The organism is Streptomyces sp. NPDC000075 (genome assembly GCF_040301925.1).
In the GTDB taxonomy this organism is placed as follows: domain Bacteria; phylum Actinomycetota; class Actinomycetes; order Streptomycetales; family Streptomycetaceae; genus Streptomyces; species Streptomyces polychromogenes.
The window spans coordinates 73505-88907 of sequence record NZ_JBEPFL010000004.1 but is presented as its reverse complement, the minus strand read 5'-3'; the positions used below and the strand labels follow the sequence as shown (position 1 = coordinate 88907).

Annotated in this window: 16 protein-coding genes; 8 read left to right on the top strand and 8 right to left on the bottom strand. The window is 73.8% G+C overall.

Features of this window, described 5'->3' with window-relative positions; all coding sequences use genetic code 11:
• The first annotated feature begins 10 nt into the window (after positions 1-10).
• Positions 11-505, top strand: a complete 495-nt coding sequence (locus ABT403_RS06340) for an NUDIX domain-containing protein (RefSeq protein ID WP_344163037.1) — start codon at positions 11-13, stop codon at positions 503-505.
• A 58-nt stretch (positions 506-563) separates the two neighbouring features.
• A complete protein-coding gene (locus ABT403_RS06335; RefSeq protein ID WP_344163034.1) occupies positions 564-1097 on the top strand; it encodes an NUDIX hydrolase in 534 nt (177 codons plus the stop codon).
• Between the two features lie 510 nt (positions 1098-1607).
• On the opposite strand, the gene ABT403_RS06330 is transcribed toward ABT403_RS06335, so the two are convergent.
• Positions 1608-2183: a hypothetical protein gene (locus ABT403_RS06330; RefSeq protein ID WP_344163030.1), complete on the bottom strand. Its 576-nt coding sequence runs from the start codon at positions 2181-2183 to the stop codon at positions 1608-1610.
• A gap of 88 nt (positions 2184-2271) precedes the next feature.
• Between ABT403_RS06330 and ABT403_RS06325 the strand changes: the two genes are divergently transcribed.
• Complete coding sequence (locus ABT403_RS06325) at positions 2272-2946, top strand: pyridoxine/pyridoxamine 5'-phosphate oxidase (RefSeq protein ID WP_344163027.1); 675 nt, start codon at positions 2272-2274, stop codon at positions 2944-2946.
• 87 nt (positions 2947-3033) lie between these two features.
• On the opposite strand, the gene ABT403_RS06320 is transcribed toward ABT403_RS06325, so the two are convergent.
• The 3 genes from ABT403_RS06320 to ABT403_RS06310 form a co-directional block, all read right to left on the bottom strand.
• Positions 3034-3444, bottom strand: a complete 411-nt coding sequence (locus ABT403_RS06320) for a Zn-ribbon domain-containing OB-fold protein (protein WP_344163024.1) — start codon at positions 3442-3444, stop codon at positions 3034-3036.
• The gene (locus ABT403_RS06315) at positions 3441-3893 is read right to left on the bottom strand and encodes a DoxX family protein (protein WP_344163021.1); all 453 of its coding nucleotides are present in this window, start codon (positions 3891-3893) and stop codon (positions 3441-3443) included. The genes ABT403_RS06320 and ABT403_RS06315 overlap by 4 nt, the downstream gene beginning before the upstream one ends.
• A 68-nt stretch (positions 3894-3961) precedes the next feature.
• Entirely contained in the window at positions 3962-4735 is a 774-nt protein-coding gene (locus ABT403_RS06310) for a maleate cis-trans isomerase family protein (RefSeq protein WP_344163018.1), read from the bottom strand.
• Positions 4736-4907: 172 nt separating this feature from the next.
• Between ABT403_RS06310 and ABT403_RS06305 the strand changes: the two genes are divergently transcribed.
• The 3 genes from ABT403_RS06305 to ABT403_RS06295 all read left to right on the top strand — a co-directional run bounded on the left by ABT403_RS06305 (position 4908) and on the right by ABT403_RS06295 (position 9393).
• Positions 4908-6065 (top strand): flavin-containing monooxygenase, encoded by a 1158-nt coding sequence (locus ABT403_RS06305; protein WP_344163015.1) that lies wholly within the window; start codon positions 4908-4910, stop codon positions 6063-6065.
• Positions 6066-6263: 198 nt separating this feature from the next.
• On the top strand, positions 6264-8498 hold the full coding sequence (locus ABT403_RS06300) for an acetate--CoA ligase family protein (protein WP_344163012.1): 2235 nt from the start codon (positions 6264-6266) through the stop codon (positions 8496-8498).
• A gap of 91 nt (positions 8499-8589) precedes the next feature.
• Complete coding sequence (locus ABT403_RS06295) at positions 8590-9393, top strand: enoyl-CoA hydratase/isomerase family protein (protein WP_344163009.1); 804 nt, start codon at positions 8590-8592, stop codon at positions 9391-9393.
• A gap of 27 nt (positions 9394-9420) precedes the next feature.
• On the opposite strand, the gene ABT403_RS06290 is transcribed toward ABT403_RS06295, so the two are convergent.
• The gene (locus ABT403_RS06290; protein ID WP_344163006.1) at positions 9421-10215 is read right to left on the bottom strand and encodes a VOC family protein; all 795 of its coding nucleotides are present in this window, start codon (positions 10213-10215) and stop codon (positions 9421-9423) included.
• Positions 10216-10404: 189 nt separating this feature from the next.
• Here ABT403_RS06290 and ABT403_RS06285 point away from each other — a divergent pair, with 189 nt between their 5' ends.
• The gene (locus tag ABT403_RS06285) at positions 10405-11022 is read left to right on the top strand and encodes a flavin reductase family protein (protein ID WP_344165763.1); all 618 of its coding nucleotides are present in this window, start codon (positions 10405-10407) and stop codon (positions 11020-11022) included.
• A gap of 118 nt (positions 11023-11140) precedes the next feature.
• On the opposite strand, the gene ABT403_RS06280 is transcribed toward ABT403_RS06285, so the two are convergent.
• Genes ABT403_RS06280 through ABT403_RS06270 form a run of 3 tightly spaced genes read right to left on the bottom strand, consistent with a single transcriptional unit; the run spans position 11141 to position 14374 of the window.
• Positions 11141-12217: a Zn-dependent alcohol dehydrogenase gene (locus tag ABT403_RS06280; protein ID WP_344163003.1), complete on the bottom strand. Its 1077-nt coding sequence runs from the start codon at positions 12215-12217 to the stop codon at positions 11141-11143.
• Positions 12214-13440, bottom strand: coding sequence for an acyl-CoA dehydrogenase family protein (locus ABT403_RS06275; RefSeq protein ID WP_344163000.1), 1227 nt, complete (start codon positions 13438-13440; stop codon positions 12214-12216). The genes ABT403_RS06280 and ABT403_RS06275 overlap by 4 nt, the downstream gene beginning before the upstream one ends.
• A gap of 22 nt (positions 13441-13462) precedes the next feature.
• Positions 13463-14374 (bottom strand): SDR family oxidoreductase, encoded by a 912-nt coding sequence (locus ABT403_RS06270; protein WP_344162997.1) that lies wholly within the window; start codon positions 14372-14374, stop codon positions 13463-13465.
• 100 nt (positions 14375-14474) lie between these two features.
• Here ABT403_RS06270 and ABT403_RS06265 point away from each other — a divergent pair, with 100 nt between their 5' ends.
• A complete protein-coding gene (locus ABT403_RS06265) occupies positions 14475-15401 on the top strand; it encodes a cyclase family protein (RefSeq protein ID WP_344162994.1) in 927 nt (308 codons plus the stop codon).
• Positions 15402-15403 lie beyond the last annotated feature (2 nt).

The window sequence follows — 15403 nt, the reverse complement described above, 5'->3', positions numbered from 1 at the left end:
AGTCCGATCCGTGAGCGAGAACGAGCACGAAGCGAGGATGGCCCGCCCCCGCATGGCGGCCGGCGCGCTCTTCTTCGACGAAGCCGATCGAATCCTCCTCGTGGAGCCGTCCTACAAGGACTACCTGGACATCCCGGGAGGGTACGTCGAGCAGGGCGAATCGCCCCGACAAGCCTGCGTGCGCGAGGTCTTCGAGGAGCTGCGCATCCAACCGGGCATCGGCCGTCTCCTCGTCGTCGACTGGGCCCCGACCCCAGGAGAGGGAGACAAGATCCTCTACCTCTTCGACGGTGGCCACCTGAGCGCAGACCTACGCGATCGCATCACGCTGCAAGCGGATGAGCTGCGTGGATACGGCTTCCACCCGGCCGAGCACGTACCTGGACTCACCATCCCCCGCTTGGCCCGCCGGATCGCCGCCGCCGTCCGGGCCCGGGCGGGCGGCCTGACCGTATACCTGGAGCATGGAGAATCCCCGGATTCGAGCTCGTCACGGATGTGCTGAGAACGCCCCGTTCGGCGGCTCTGCGATGCTGAGGGGTCGAGCGAGAGGGGTGTGGGGGATGCGGTGGAAGGTGCACGGGGAGCGGGTCGTCTATGAGAACCCCTGGGTGAACCTGTGGTGTGCCGATGTGGAGACCCCCGACGGGAACCGGTTCGAGCACCACGTGGTCAAGCTGCGGAACCTGGCCGTGGCCGCCGTGGTCAATGAGCGGCGCGAGGTGCTGATGATGTGGCGGCACCGGTTCATCACCGACACCTGGGCTTGGGAATTGCCGATGGGCCTGGTCGAGGACGGGGAGACGCCCGCTGCGGCCGCCGCGCGGGAGGTGCTGGAGGAGACCGGGTGGCAGGCCGGGCCGATGAAGCCCCTCGTCTACGCGGAGCCGGCCGCCGGGATCACCGATTCGCAGCACCACCTGTTCCGTGCCGACGGAGCGGTGTACGCGGGCCCGCCGACGGAGAAGAACGAGTCGGACCGCATCGAGTGGATCCCCCTGGCCGAGGTCCGCGGCATGATCGACCGCCGCGAGATCGTCAGCAGCGGCACCCTCGTCCCCCTCCTGTACGTCCTGATGGACGAGGGCATCCGCTGACGGCCGACCCGGTCGGTCAGCCTGTGGTGCGGGTATCAGCCCCAGACGGCCGCCGGACGCCGAGATATGGGCAGCGCGTAGCGATCTGACGCGCCCACCGGCCCCAGATGCCCATCTCATCGGCCGTTCGTGCAGGTAGCGGCCCCAGACGGCCGCCGGACGCTAAACGGTGAGAAGCGCGTAGCGATCTGGTGCGTGGGGTGGCATGGCTTGCTGGTTGACGGGGCCGGATGTGTGGTCTGCCGGCCCCCGACGACCCCGGAGGGTCGCTGATCCCGCCGCATCTCCCTCTCCGGTCCGTCCCGTTCCTTTGGGGGGTTCCCGGCAGTCTTCGGCTTTTCGTGGCGGGGCGGTCTGTCAAGGGTGGCCGAAGGCCATCGCGAAGCGACGCGACCGAAGGGAGCGCCCTTGACAGGGCGGCCCGACGCGGAAGGACGATGAGACTGACGGGAAACCCCCAAGCCTTCTCTGAGACCGCCCCGCCGGGACCCCGCCCTCCCCCAACCCCCCCTACCAGTCCAGCCCGTCCAGCGGTCGGCCGTTCGGGGCTATGCGCAGGTCGTGGTGGGTGTGGTCGAGGTCGATCAGGCGGATGTGGGACGGGTCCCGCCATGTGGCCCCCAGGACGCCCCTGGGGTGGCCGGGGGTGTACGTGGCCACCGGCCAGCGGCGTGCCGTGGGGAAGGTGCCGGTGACGATGTGGACGCTCCAGGCCGGGTCACCCAGCCCCACGCCCCGTTCCACCACCAGGCGGCGGCCCGAGCCGTCGGGGGCGGGGACGTCCCACTCCTGGTCGGGGAAGGGGTCGGTCGCCACCGAGTACGCCGGGACCGCCGCCACCCCGAGCACGGCCGCCCCCGCCAGGCCGAGGGCGGCGCCCTTGCGCAGCCCGGGGCGGCGGGAGGAGAGCAGGGCGGCTCCGGTCAGGGCGAGGGCGGCCAGGGCGGCGAGGAGTACGGGGTGGTACAGGTCGGCCGCGAGGGCCGGGCCCCCGGGCCGGTCGTAGTGGGCGGCGGCGAAGGCGGCCGCCACGATGGCGCCGGCCGCGACGGTCAGCGCGCCTCCCGCCACTCTGTACGTGTCCATGACCGGAACCCTAGGGGCAGCCCCATGACAAGCCCCGGTGCCCCCGCGCGAACACGCCCGCTCCCGCAACACCCCCTAGCCTGGCGGCATGAGCGGCGAATCCGAGTTTCACGAGGTCCTGCACTCCCTGCGCGTCTGGGACACCGTCCTGCCCGCCTTCGATCCGGCGGCCGCGCCCGCCGAGCCGGCGGAGCTGTTCCGGGAGTGGTTCGTGCACGCCGCGCGGGCGGGGCAGACCGAGCCGCACACCATGAGCCTGGCGACGGTGGACTCCGAGGGCCGGCCCGACGCGCGGATCCTGATGCTGCACGAGGTGGACGCGCGGGGCTGGCACTTCGCCTCGCACGCCACCAGCGCCAAGGGCCGCCAGCTGGCGGCCCGGCCGGAGGCGGCGCTGGTGTTCTACTGGCCGGCGGTGGGCCGGCAGGTCCGCGTGCGGGGCCCGGTCGCGGCCTGCGGAGCGGAGGAGAGCCGGGCGGACCTGGCGGTCCGCTCGCGCGGGGCGCTGGCCGCCGCGCTGACCGGCCGGCAGAGCGAGGTGCTGGGCTCCCGGGAGGAGCTGGCGGCGGCCTCGGCGGCGGCGTGGGAGCGGGCGGGCGCGGAGCCGGACGCCCCGGCGCCGACCTGGACCCGGTACGTACTGGAGCCGGTGGAGGCGGAGTTCTTCCAGGGCGAAGCGGCCCGCCGCCACGTCCGCCTGCGCTACCGCCGCGACGGGCGCGACGGGCGGGACGGCTGGACCCGCGAGCTGCTCTGGCCCTGAGCCGCACCGAGCACCGCGCGGAGCCCCGCCCCCACCACCCCCAACCCGCCGCCCGCCACGCCGCCCACCCCACCACCCGCCGCCCCCTCAGGGCCGGAACACCGCGATCCACACCCCGTCGGCGGTCTCCCGGAAGGTGACCCGCAGCGGCATCCCGATGCGCAGGTCCGCTTCGGGGCAGTCGACGACCTCGGTCATCATCCGGGGGCCTTCCTCCAGGTCCACGACGGCGGCCGTGTACGGGACCCGTTCGCCGAAGGGGGGCAGGTCGTTGCGGTGGATCACCGACCAGGTGTAGAGGGTCGCGCGGCCGCTCGCCGCCTCCCAGGTCACCCGGTCCTCACCGGCCCAGCAGGAGGGGCAGAACTCGCGCGGGTAGTGGTGGGCGCGCCCGCAGTCGGCGCACCGGCGCAGCAGCAGCCGTCCGCGCGCGGCGGCGTCCCAGTAGGGGCGGGTGAAGTCGTCGGCCTCGGGGAGGTCGTACCGTACGGCGCTCACAGGAAGAGTCCGATCGCGGCGTCGAGGGACCAGGTCTGCCAGGCCATGGCGAAGAACGCGACGGCGGAGATGAGCGCCATCATCGCGTTCTGCCCCTGCTCGGCCCAGTCGTGGATCATCAGCACCAGGTAGAGCAGGTTCAGCAGCAGCCCGCCCACGAGCGCCACCGGGGTCAGGAGGCCCAGCACCAGGCCCAGTCCCAGGGCGAGTTCCGCGTAGACGACCACGTACGCCATCAGCCGCGGCCGCGGCTGGACGACCGTCGCGAAGCCGCTCTTCACGAAGGACCACCGGTGCTTGCCGGCGACGTCGGCGGCCCAGGCGATGCCGGTGGCGCGTTCGAACCAGCCCTTCTTGTCCTTGTGCCGCCAGCTCTCCAGCCACCACAGGCCGAGGCCGACGCGCAGCACGGCGAGCCATTCGGCCCCGCTGAGCCCGATGGTCTGCATGGACCGCCACCCTCCACTCGATCTGACGGTACGTCAGTTCAGCGGATCGGCGGCGATCGCGCAAGGCCTCAGACGGCCTCCGTGAACAGCCGCCCGTACCCCTCGACCCCGTCCGTCCCCGCGCCCGCCGCGCGCAGGGCGGACCACAGCAGGACCTGGTTCGCGGTCAGCACCGGGCGGCCCAGGGTGGCCTCCAGGGCCTCGATCGCCCCGACCGCGCGGAATCCGTTACCGCCGATCACGACCGCCTCCGCCGCGTCCCCCACCCGCCCCGCCACCCAGTCGTGCAGCCCCTGCGGGCTGACCTGCGCCTGCCCGCCGGGCAGCCCGCAGGGGGCCGCGTACGGGACCTCGAAACCGGCCTCCTCGTAGTAGCCCCGGCCCAGCTCGTTCAGCGTCTCGTCGAACCACGGCGGGTCGACGAGCGCGATCCGCCCGGCCCCCAGGGCGCGCAGCGCCTCGACGGCGGCCGCGCAGGTGGCGACCACCGGCAGGCCGCCGGCCCGCTCGCGCAGCCGGGCCAGCATGTACGCCTCCCCGCGCGCCCCGATCACGTACGAGGAGCTGGTGAAGGCGTACGCGATCGCCGCCACCGGCGCGGCCGCCAGCAGCGCGGCGGCGTCGTCCACCTGCGGGGGCTCGGCGAAGGCCCTTACGGGGGCCAGCGGGATCGTCGCCTCCATCACGCCGCCGCGCCCCATCCCGCCGAACGGCACCCGCGCGTAGTGCAGGCCGACCCCGGCGGGGGCCATGGCGCGCAGCTCCGACTCGGGGCCGACGTCGGCGTGGGGGGTGAGGACACCGAGGCGGACGCGTACGTCCCACCCGTCGGGCTGCCACATCACGCGCTCCTCTCCACGTACCGGACGCCCCACTTTGTCAGGGTTCGACCGTGTCTGCCGTAGAGCCGCGCCGGGCCCCGGCCCGCCGCCCCCGGCGCCCGTGACCGATCCGCAATCGATTCCCTCCTCGTCCGAGACCCATCAACCCTGTGTGTCGATACGCTCACTCCTCATGCCCGCGCCCGCATCCGACCTGACCAGCACCCAGCCGCGCCCCGTGTACGTGATCGGCGCGGGCCCCGGCGGTCTCGCCGTCGCCGCCGCGCTGCGCGCCCGGGGGGTGCGCGCGGTGGTCGTGGAGCGGTCGGACTCGGTCGCCGCCTCCTGGCGGGCCCACTACGAGCGGCTGCGGCTGCACACCACCCGGCGGCTGTCGGCCCTGCCGGGCCTGGCGATACCCCGCCGCTTCGGGCGCTGGGTGGCGCGGGCCGACGTGGTGCGCTACCTGGAGAAGTACGCCGAGCACCACGAGCTGGAGCTGGTCACCGGCGTCGAGGTGACCCGGATCGAGCGCGCCGGCGACGGGGAGGGCTGGACCCTGCACGCCTCGGGCGGCCGGCTGCTGGCGGCCGGGGCGGTGGTGGTGGCCACCGGCTTCAACCACACCCCGCACCTGCCGTCGTGGCCGGGGGCGGACACGTACACCGGGCGGCTGCTGCACGCCTCCGGCTACCGCGAGCCCTCGCCGTACGCCGGGCGGGACGTGCTGGTCGTCGGCGTCGGCAACACCGGCGCCGAGATAGCCGTGGACCTCGTCGAGGGCGGGGCGGCCCGGGTGCGGCTCGCGGTGCGCACGGCGCCGCACATCGTGCGCCGCTCGACGCTGGGCTGGCCGGCGCAGCGCACGGGGATCCTCGTCCGCCGGCTGCCGGTGCGGCTCGTGGACCGGCTCGGGGCGCTGGTGGCGAAGGTCTCGGTGCCGGACCTGTCCGCGTACGGGCTCCCGCGGCCCACGGCCGGCCTGTACAGCAGGGTGCGGCAGGGGGCCATCCCGGTGCAGGACGTGGGCCTGATCGACGCGGTCCGCACCGGCCGGGTGGAGCCCGTGGCCGCCGTGGCCTCCTTCGAGGGCGACCGCGTCCTGCTCGCCGACGGGACGGAGATCACCCCGGACACGGTCATCGCCGCGACGGGCTACCGCCGGGGCCTGGAGGCCCTGGTGGGCCACCTGGGCGTCCTGGACGACCGCGGCCGTCCCCTCGCGCACGGCCCCCGCACCACCGCGCAGGCCCCGGGGCTCTACTTCCAGGGCTACACCAACCCCCTCAGCGGGATGCTGCGCGAACTGTCCCGGGACGCCCGGCGCATCGCGCGGGCCCTGGCACGCTAGTCACCCCCGGCCGGTCCGGCCGTCTCGGCCGGATCCGGTCTGGACGGTCCCCGGACACCTCTGCCACCGTTCAGGCACACCACCTCCACCACCTTTCCTGCGCATCCCTGTTCCTGACGACGCGTCAGTTCAGTAATCTGACAGCACGTCAGCTACCGACGACTCCACAGAGGTTCATCGAGCAGGGCGGGCGAAGCGATGCTTGGATCTACTCACGGCACCCTCACCACCGACTTCCGCGCACGGGTCGAGGCCTGCGGGGAGACCCCCAGGACCGCCGTCCACTCCACGACGGCACCCGCCGCCGGGGACACGGCCGAACTGGACGTCAGCGGCCGGCCCCTGCACTCCGACGTACCCGACCTGGACCGGTTCTTCCGGCCGGAGTCGGTGGCCGTCATCGGCGCCTCCGACACCGAGGGCCGCCCCAACACCGGCATCACCCGGCAGCTGATCGCCTGGGCCGAACGCGTCGGCGCCCGCGTCCACCCCGTGCACCCCACCCGGACCTCCGTCTTCGGGCTGCCGTGCCACGCCTCCGTCGCCGGGCTGCCCGAACAGGTCGACCTCGCCGTCCTCCTCGTCGCCGATCCCCTCCCCGTCATCGAGGAACTCGCCGACACCAAGGTCAAGTTCGCGGTCGCCTTCGCCTCCGGCTTCGCCGAGACCGGCGAGAGCGGCGCCGCCGCCCAGGACCGGCTGACCGCCGCCGTCCAGCGCTCGGGGCTGCGGCTGCTCGGCCCGAACACCAACCTCAACGCCTTCGAGCGGTTCCGGGAGGACCTCGACGGCCCGGCCATCGCCCTGATCACCCAGTCAGGCCACCAGGGACGGCCCGTCTACACCCTCCAGGAGCTGGGCATCCGCCTCTCCCACTGGGCCCCCACGGGCAACGAGGCCGACCTGGAGACCTCCGACTTCATCTCCTACTTCGCCGAGCGGCCCGAGGTCGGGGCCATCGCCTGCTACGTCGAGGGCCTCAAGGACGGCCGCTCCTTCCTCCTCGCCGCCGACCGGGCCGCCCGCAACGGGGTCCCCGTCGTCGCCGTCAAGGTCGGCCGCACCGAGACCGGCGCCCGGATGGCCGCCTCCCACACCGGGAAGCTGACCGGCGCCGACACCGTCGTGGACGCCGCCATGCGCCAGTTCGGGGTCATCCGCGTCGACGGCCTCGACGAACTCCAGGACACCGCCGCCCTCCTCGCCCGGGCCAGGCCGCCGCAGGCCGAAGGCGTCGTCGTCTACTCCATCTCCGGAGGCACCGGCGCCCACTTCTCCGACCTGGCCACCGAGGCCGGCCTCACCCTCCCGACCCTCTCGGAGGCCAAACAGGCCGAGCTCCACCAGTGGATCCCGCCCTACCTCAACGTCGCCAACCCGGTCGACAACGGCGGCCACCCGGTGGGCGACTGGCGCGGCCGCAAGATCATCGACGCCCTCCTCGCGGACCCCTCCGTCGGCGTCCTGATCTGTCCGATCACCGGCCCCTTCCCCCCGATGAGCGACAAGCTCGCCCAGGACCTGGTCGACGCCGCCGAAGCCACCGACAAGCTGGTCTGCGTCATCTGGGGCTCCCCCGTCGGCACCGAGGAGGCGTACCGCACCACCCTGCTGGGGTCCTCGCGCGTGGCCACGTTCCGCACCTTCGGCAACTGCATCACCGCCGTCCGCGCCTACCTCGGCCACCACCGCTTCACGGCCTCCTACCGCTCCCCCTTCGACGAGGCCCCCCGCACCCCGTCCCCCTCCTACCGCAAGGCCCAGGCCCTGATGCGCCCCGGCCAGCAGCTCAGCGAGCACGCGGCCAAGCAGCTGCTGCGCGCCTACGGGATCCGTGTCCCGCGCGAACAGCTGGTCACCAGCGCGGCGGCAGCGGTCCGGGCGGCGGGGCTGGTCGGGTACCCGGTGGTGATGAAGGCCTCCGGCCCCCAGCTGGCCCACAAGACGGAACTCGGCCTGGTCAAGGTGGGCCTCACCTCGGCGAGCCAGATCCGCGACGCGTACCGCGAGCTGACGGACATCGCCCGCTACGAGAACGTCCCGCTGGACGGGATCCTGGTCTGCCAGATGGTCGAACGCGGCGTCGAGATGGTCGTCGGCGTCACCCGCGACCCCCTCTTCGGCCCGACCGTCACCGTGGGCCTGGGCGGCGTCCTGGTGGAGGTCCTGCACGACGCGGCGGTCCGCGTACCCCCCTTCGGGGAGGACCAGGCCCGCACGATGCTCCGCGAACTCCGGGGCGCGGCACTGCTGGACGGCGTACGAGGCGCTCCGCCGGCGGACGTGGACGCGCTGGTGGAGGTGGTGCTGAGGGTGCAGCGGATGGCCCTGGAACTGGGCGACGAACTGTCGGAGCTGGACATCAACCCCCTGATGGTGCTGCCACGCGGGCAGGGGGCGGTGGCCCTGGACGCACTGGCCGTCTGCCACTGAGCTCCGCGAAATGCGGCCCGCGCGGCGTCTGAGCGCAACGGGGTCCGGGGCGCCCCGCCCCGCCCGGCCCACCCACCCCGAACGGAGTTCCATGGCCCCCGAAACCCCCTCGGACGAGATCCGGCACCGGTTCGAGAACGGCGTCTCCTGGATCACCCTCAACCGCCCCGACGCCATGAACGCCCTCACCTGGGACCAGCGCGAACGCGTCATCGCACTGCTCGCCGACGCCTCCGCCGACCCCGCCACCCGGGCCGTCGTCCTCACCGCCACCGGCAAGGGCTTCTGCGCCGGAGCCGACCTCCGCGGCGCGCCCGCCGCCACCGACCGCGTCGCCGGCGACGTGGCCCGCATGATCCGGCTGGGGGCGCAGCGGCTGATCACCGCGGTCCTCGACTGCGAGAAGCCCGTCATCGCCGCCGTCAACGGCACCGCCGCCGGCATCGGCGCCCACCTCGCCCTCGCCTGCGACCTCGTCATCGCCGCCGAACCGGCCCGCTTCATCGAGGTGTTCGTCCGCCGCGGCCTCGTCCCCGACGGCGCCGGCGCCTACCTGCTGCCCCGCCTCCTCGGCCCGCAGAAGGCCAAGGAGCTGATGTTCTTCGGCGACGCCGTCCCCGCCGGCGAGGCCGCCCGGCTCGGCCTCGTCAACAAGGTGGTGCCCGCCGACGAGCTGGAGGCGGCCGCCCGCGACTGGGCCGAACGCCTCGCGCAGGGCCCCACCCGCGCCCTCGCGCTCACGAAGCAGCTGGTGAACGCCTCCCTGGACGGCGACCGCGCGACGGCACTCGCCGCCGAGGCCACCGCCCAGGAACTCAACATGACCACCGCCGACGCCAACGAGGGCGTCGCCAGCTTCGTGGAACGCCGCACCCCGAAGTACCTTGGCCGCTGACCTCCGGCGGGCGCGGTCCCGCCCGACCTACATCCGCGGATCCGGCCGCAGCACCGCGAACACCGCGCCCGCCGGGTCCGCCGCCCAGGCGATCCGCCCGACGTCCGGCACGTTCGCCGCCGGCATCAGCACCGCGCCCCCCGCCTCCTCGACGGCCGCGACCGTCGCGTCCGCGTCCGCGACGTGGAAGTACGGCACCCAGCGCGGCAGGATCGCCGACGCCCCGCCCGCTCCCTCCCCCTGCGGCGCGACCCCGCCGAAGGAGGTTTCCCGCTGGTCGCCCTCGGCGAGGCTCAGCACCCGGTACGTCATCCCCGGCGCCTCCATCTCCGCCGAGCGCCACCCGAAGATCCCGCCGTAGAAGCGCAGGGCCGCCTCCGGGTCGGGTACGTGCAGCTCCACCCACACCAGGCTGTTCTCGACGGAGGCCACCTCCAGTCCGCCCGTCTTCCCCGGCTGCCAGCAGGCGAACCGCGCGCCCTGCGGGTCGGTGAACTGGGCGAGCCAGCCCTCCCCCATGACGTCCATCGGCGCCACCCGCACTTCCCCGCCCGCGCGCAGCACGGCGTCGGCGGTGGGCCGGATGCTCGCGCTCTGGAAGTACACGGTCCACGCCGGGTCCGCGCCCTCCTCCGTCAGCGGTCCGAGCGCGGCCACGGTCTTGCCGCCCAGCTGGAAGAACCCGTACCCGCCCGCCTCCGCTCCGGCGGAGACGAACTCCCAGCCGAAGACGGCCCGGTAGAACGCGGCGGCCGCGCCGGTGTCGGGGCTGCCGAGGTCGAGCCAGTTGGGCGAGCCGGTACGGAAGTCGGTGCCGAGCATCAGGTCCTCCACGGGTAGGCGCCACACAGTCGCTCGCCACCCTGCCCACCCCCCGCCCGCCGAGGGGTGCACGGGCCGCCATGCCCACCCTGATTCACCCGTTCGGCGTCATCCCCTTCCCGCAGCTCCCCGGCCCTTTTCATCTGACGAACCGTCAGGTTCAATCGAAGGGTGATGGGACACGCAGGGATGGCGGCCACCGTCGTCCGATACCTCAGGTCAGCCGGCTCCCCCACCTCCTCGGCCCGGGAGCCCGAGTCCGCGCAGGTCGACGCCCTTCCGCGGCCCGACCTGCGCGCCGTCGGCGAGGACGAGCGCGCGCCCGTCAGCCCCGCCGAGTTCCGCGCCGTCCTGGGCAACTTCGCGAGCGGGGTCACGATCATCACCGCCCCGCCCGCCGAGGGCGAGGAGGGCCCGGCCGGCTTCGCCTGCCAGTCCTTCGCCTCGCTCTCCCTCGACCCGCCCCTGGTCACCTTCATGGTGGCCCGCACGTCGGCCACCTGGCCGCGCATCGCCCGCGCCGGGGTGTTCTGCGTCAACATCCTGGGCGCCGCACAGGGCGAGCTCTGCCGCGCCTTCGCGGTCAGCGGCGCCGACAAGTTCGCCGGCGTCTCCCACCGGCCCGCCCCCGCCACCGGCTCCCCGCAGCTCGACGACGTCCCGGCCTGGATCGACTGCCGGATCCACGCCGTCCACACCGGCGGTGACCACCTCATCGTCGTCGGCCGGGTCGAGGCCATGGGCGCGCAGGGCGAGGGCGACCCCCTCCTCTTCCACAAGGGCCGCTTCGGCCGCCTGGCCGACTGACCCCGGGCCCCAGGCCCCGGACCCCGGACCCCGGCCCCCGGCCCCCTGCCCCGGACACACCGGCGGCCCGGCGCGCTCCTGCGCGCCGGGCCGCCGTCACGTCATGCCCGGACCCGCCTCAGAAGGTGAGCACCCCCCGCGCCACCCGGCCGTGCCGTGCGTCGTCCACCGCCTTCGCGAAGTCCTCCACCGGGTAGACCTCCGTCACCAGCTCGTCCAGCAGCAGCTCGCCCCGCCGGTACAGGTCCGCGTACAGGGCGATGTCGCGCTGGGGGCGGGAGGAGCCGTACCGGCAGCCCATGATCGTCTTGTCCAGGTACATCGAGGAGACCAGGAACGACGCCTCCTCCGTGAACCCCGGCACCCCCAGCAGCACCGCCTGCCCGTGCCGGTCCAGGAGGTCGACCGCCTGCCGGATCAGCTTCACGCTGCCCACGCACTCGAAGGCGTGGTCCGCACCCGTCGGCAGGACCTCCCGCACCGCCGCCGAGGTGCCGGCGAGGGACCCGGTCGCCGACGCGTCCACGAAGTGCGTCGCGCCGAACCTCCGCGCCACCGCCTCCTTCGCCGGGTTGGCGTCCACCGCCACGACGGCCGACGCCCCCGCGATCCGGGCGCCCTGGATGACGTTGAGGCCGATGCCGCCGGTCCCGATGACCACGACCGTCTCCCCGAGCCCCACCTTCGCCCGGTTCAGCACGGCCCCCACCCCCGTCAGCACCCCGCAGCCGATCAGGGCGGCGGAGGTCATCGGGATGTCCTCGGGGATCTTCACCGCCTGCACGGCCTTGACCAGGGTCCGTTCCGCGAACGCCGAGTTCGACGCGAACTGGAACAGCGGCTGCCCGCCCCGCGCGAACGGCCGGTCCGGCATCCCGATCGCCTTGCGGCACATCGTCGGCCGGCCCCGGTCGCAGTCCGCGCACGCCCCGCAGTTGGCGAGGGTGGAGAGGGAGACGTGATCACCCGGAGCCACGTGCGTCACGCCCGCCCCCACCGCCTCGACGACCCCGGCCCCCTCGTGGCCGAGGACCACCGGCGGCGGGAAGGGGATCGTCCCGTCGATCACCGACAGGTCGCTGTGGCACAGCCCGGCCGCGCCGATCGCGACCAGCACCTCCCCCGGCCCCGGGTCCCGTATCTCCAGGTCCCCGACCACCTGGGCCTGCTTGCCGTCGAACACGACGCCCCTCATCTGGGCTCCTTAGGCAGGCCGAGCACCCGCTCGGCGATGATGTTCCGCTGGATCTCGTCCGAACCGCCGTAGATCGTGTCGGCCCGGGTGAACAGGAACAGGCGCTGCTCCTCGTCGAGCCCGCGTTCGTACGGGGCCCCGCGCTCCCAGAGCCCCGGCCCGGCGGTGGCCCGCGCGCCCCGGACGGCCACCGCCAGCTCGCCCAGCCGGCGGTGCCAGCCGCCCCACAGCAGCTTCGCCACGCTCGGCGCCCCGGCGTCACCGGCCGCCCCGGCCACCCCGGCATCCCCGGCCGCCCCGAGGGTCCGCAGGGCGTTCCACCGCATGGTCCGCAGCTCGGCCCACTGCCGCACGAGCCGCTCCCGCAGCACCGGATCGGGCGCGCCCGAAGCCGCGTACGCCCGGACCACCCGCTCCAGCTCCGCCGCGAACCCGATCTGCTGGACGAGCGTGGAGACCCCGCGTTCCAGCGCGAGGAGCCCCATGGCCACCGTCCAGCCGTCGCCCTCGCCGCCGACGACCTCCTCGGCGACGGCCCCGTCGAAGAAGACCTCGTTGAACTCCGCCGTCCCCGACATCTGCCGGATCGGCCGGACCTCCACGCGTCCCGGCTGGTCCATCGGCACGAGGAGGAAGGACAGGCCGTGGTGGCGGCGCGAGCCGGGCTCGGTGCGGGCCAGGACGAAGCACCAGTCGGCCTCGCGCGCCAGGGAGGTCCAGATCTTCTGGCCGGTGACGCGCAGCCGCCCGTCCGCGCGGTCCCGTACGGCGGCGGTGCGCAGTCCGGCGAGGTCGGAGCCGGCGTCGGGTTCGCTGTAGCCCTGGCACCACAGCTCCTCGCCGCGGGCGATGGCGGGCAGGAAGCGGGCCTGCTGTTCCGGGGTTCCGTAGGCGAGGAGGGTGGGGGCGAGGAGGTTCTCGCCGATGTGCCCGACGCGGCCGGGGGCGCGCAGCGCCGCGTACTCCTCCGCCCACACCACCTGTCCGGTGAGGGAGAGCCGCTGCTGTCCGTAGGCGCCGGCGGGGGCGTCCCAGCCGGTGCCGATCCAGCCGCCGCGGCCGAGTTCCCGTTCCCAGGCGCGCCGGGCGTCGACGCCCTCGTGCTCGCTGCCGGGCCCGCCGAGGCCGAGGGCCTGCGCGTACGGGCCGACGAGGTGCTCGGTGAGCCAGGCGCGGGCGCGGGTGCGCAGTTCCCCGGCCTCGGGGCCGAAGCTGAAGTCCACGGTGTCCCCCTTCCCCCGGCCCTCAGGCGTTCGGGCGGTCCTTGGCGGCGGCCGCCTTGGCCATGGCTTCGAGCTGGGCGAGCATCGGCATCGGGTCGGTGCCGACGGTGCCGGGGAGGAAGTCGGCGATCTTCTCGGGGGTCCAGGACCCTTCGGCGTATCCGGCGCGCAGTTCGCGGGGCTGGGCCCAGACGGCGATCTTCGGTCCGGCGATCGTGTAGACCTGCCCGGTGATGCCCTCGGCCCTGGCGCGGTCGCTGAGCAGGTACGTCACGAGCGCGGCGACGTCCTCGGGCTCGCCGATCTCCTTGAGCTCCATGGGCACGTTGGCGGACATCCGGGTGCGGGCGACGGGGGCGACGGCGTTGGCGGTGACCCCGTACTTGTTCAGCCCGAGGGCGGCGCTGCGGACCAGGGAGATGATCCCGCCCTTGGCGGCGCTGTAGTTGGCCTGGGCGACGGAGCCCGTGTGGTTGCCGCTGGTGAAGCCGATGAGCGTGCCCGAGCCCTGGCGCCGCATGACGGCGGAGGCGGCGCGGAAGACGGTGAAGGTGCCCTTCAGGTGGGTGGCGACGACGGGGTCCCACTCCTCCTCGGACATGTTGAAGAGCATCCGCTCGCGCAGGATGCCCGCGACGCACACCACCCCGTCGATGCTCCCGTACCGGGCGAGGGCGGTGTCCACGATGCGCTGGCCGCCCGCCATGGTGGAGATGTCGTCGGCGACGGCGACGGCCTCGCCCCCGGCGGCGAGGATCTCCTTGGCCACCTCCTCCGCCACCTCGCTGGTGGGTGCGTTCCCCTCGATGCCGACGCCGTAGTCGTTGACGACGACCTTGGCGCCCTCGGCGGCGGCGGCGAGCGCCACGGCCCGGCCGATGCCCCGGCCCGCACCGGTGACGGCGATGACCTTGCCTGCCAAGAAGTTCCCCACGTCCGGCCCCTTCCCGCTGTTTCTGACGGTCCGTTAGATTCTATGACCAGTCAGATCCCTTCCCACAAGCCCCTGTTCGTTCAAGGAGTGGATGGCGTCCATGACCATGCCCCCCGAGTTCCAGGACATCGCCGAGCGCGTCAACAACTGGGGACGCTGGGGCGCCGACGACGAGATCGGCACCCTGAACCTGATCACCGAGGACGTCGTACGGGCGGCGGCCGCCGAGGTCCGCACGGGGCGCCGGATCCCCCTGGCGCTCCCGCTCAAGGAGGACGGGGTGCAGGCCGGGATGATCCCGGGCCGGGTCAACCCCCTGCACACCATGGTCCAGATCAACCAGGAGCTCTTCGGCCCGGGCACGGTGGCCTGCAGCGACGACGCCGTGACGATGGGCCTCCAGGCGGCCACCCACTGGGACGCCCTGACCCACGTCTCCCACTCGGGCCGCATCTACAACGGCCGCCCGGCAGACACGATCACCGCACACACCCGCGCCCAGTTCAGCGGCATCGACAAGGCCGCCCCGATCGTCTCGCGCGGGGTCCTCCTCGACGTGGCCCGCGCCAAGAACCTGGACCGTCTGCCGGGCGGCCACGCCGTCACCCCGGAGGACCTGGCGGAGGCGGAGGAGTTCGGCGGGGTCACGGTCCGCGCGGGGGACGTCGTCCTCGTCCGCACCGGCCAGATCCAGGTCTACCTGGCCGGCGACAAGCACGGCTACGGCTTCCCGTCCCCCGGCCTGTCGGTCCGCACCCCGCAGTGGTTCCACGCCCGCGACGTGGCGGCCGTCGCGAACGACACCCTCACCTTCGAGATCTTCCCCCCGGAGATCGAGAACCTCTGGCTGCCGGTGCACGCGCTGCACCTGGTCGAGATGGGCATGCACCAGGGCCAGAACTGGAACCTCGAAGCCCTGTCCACAGCCTGTGCGGAAGCGGGCCGCCACTCCTTCCTCCTGTCGGCCATGCCGGAACCCTTCGTGGGCGGCACGGGCACCCCGGTGGCCCCGGTGGCGGTGCTCTGAGA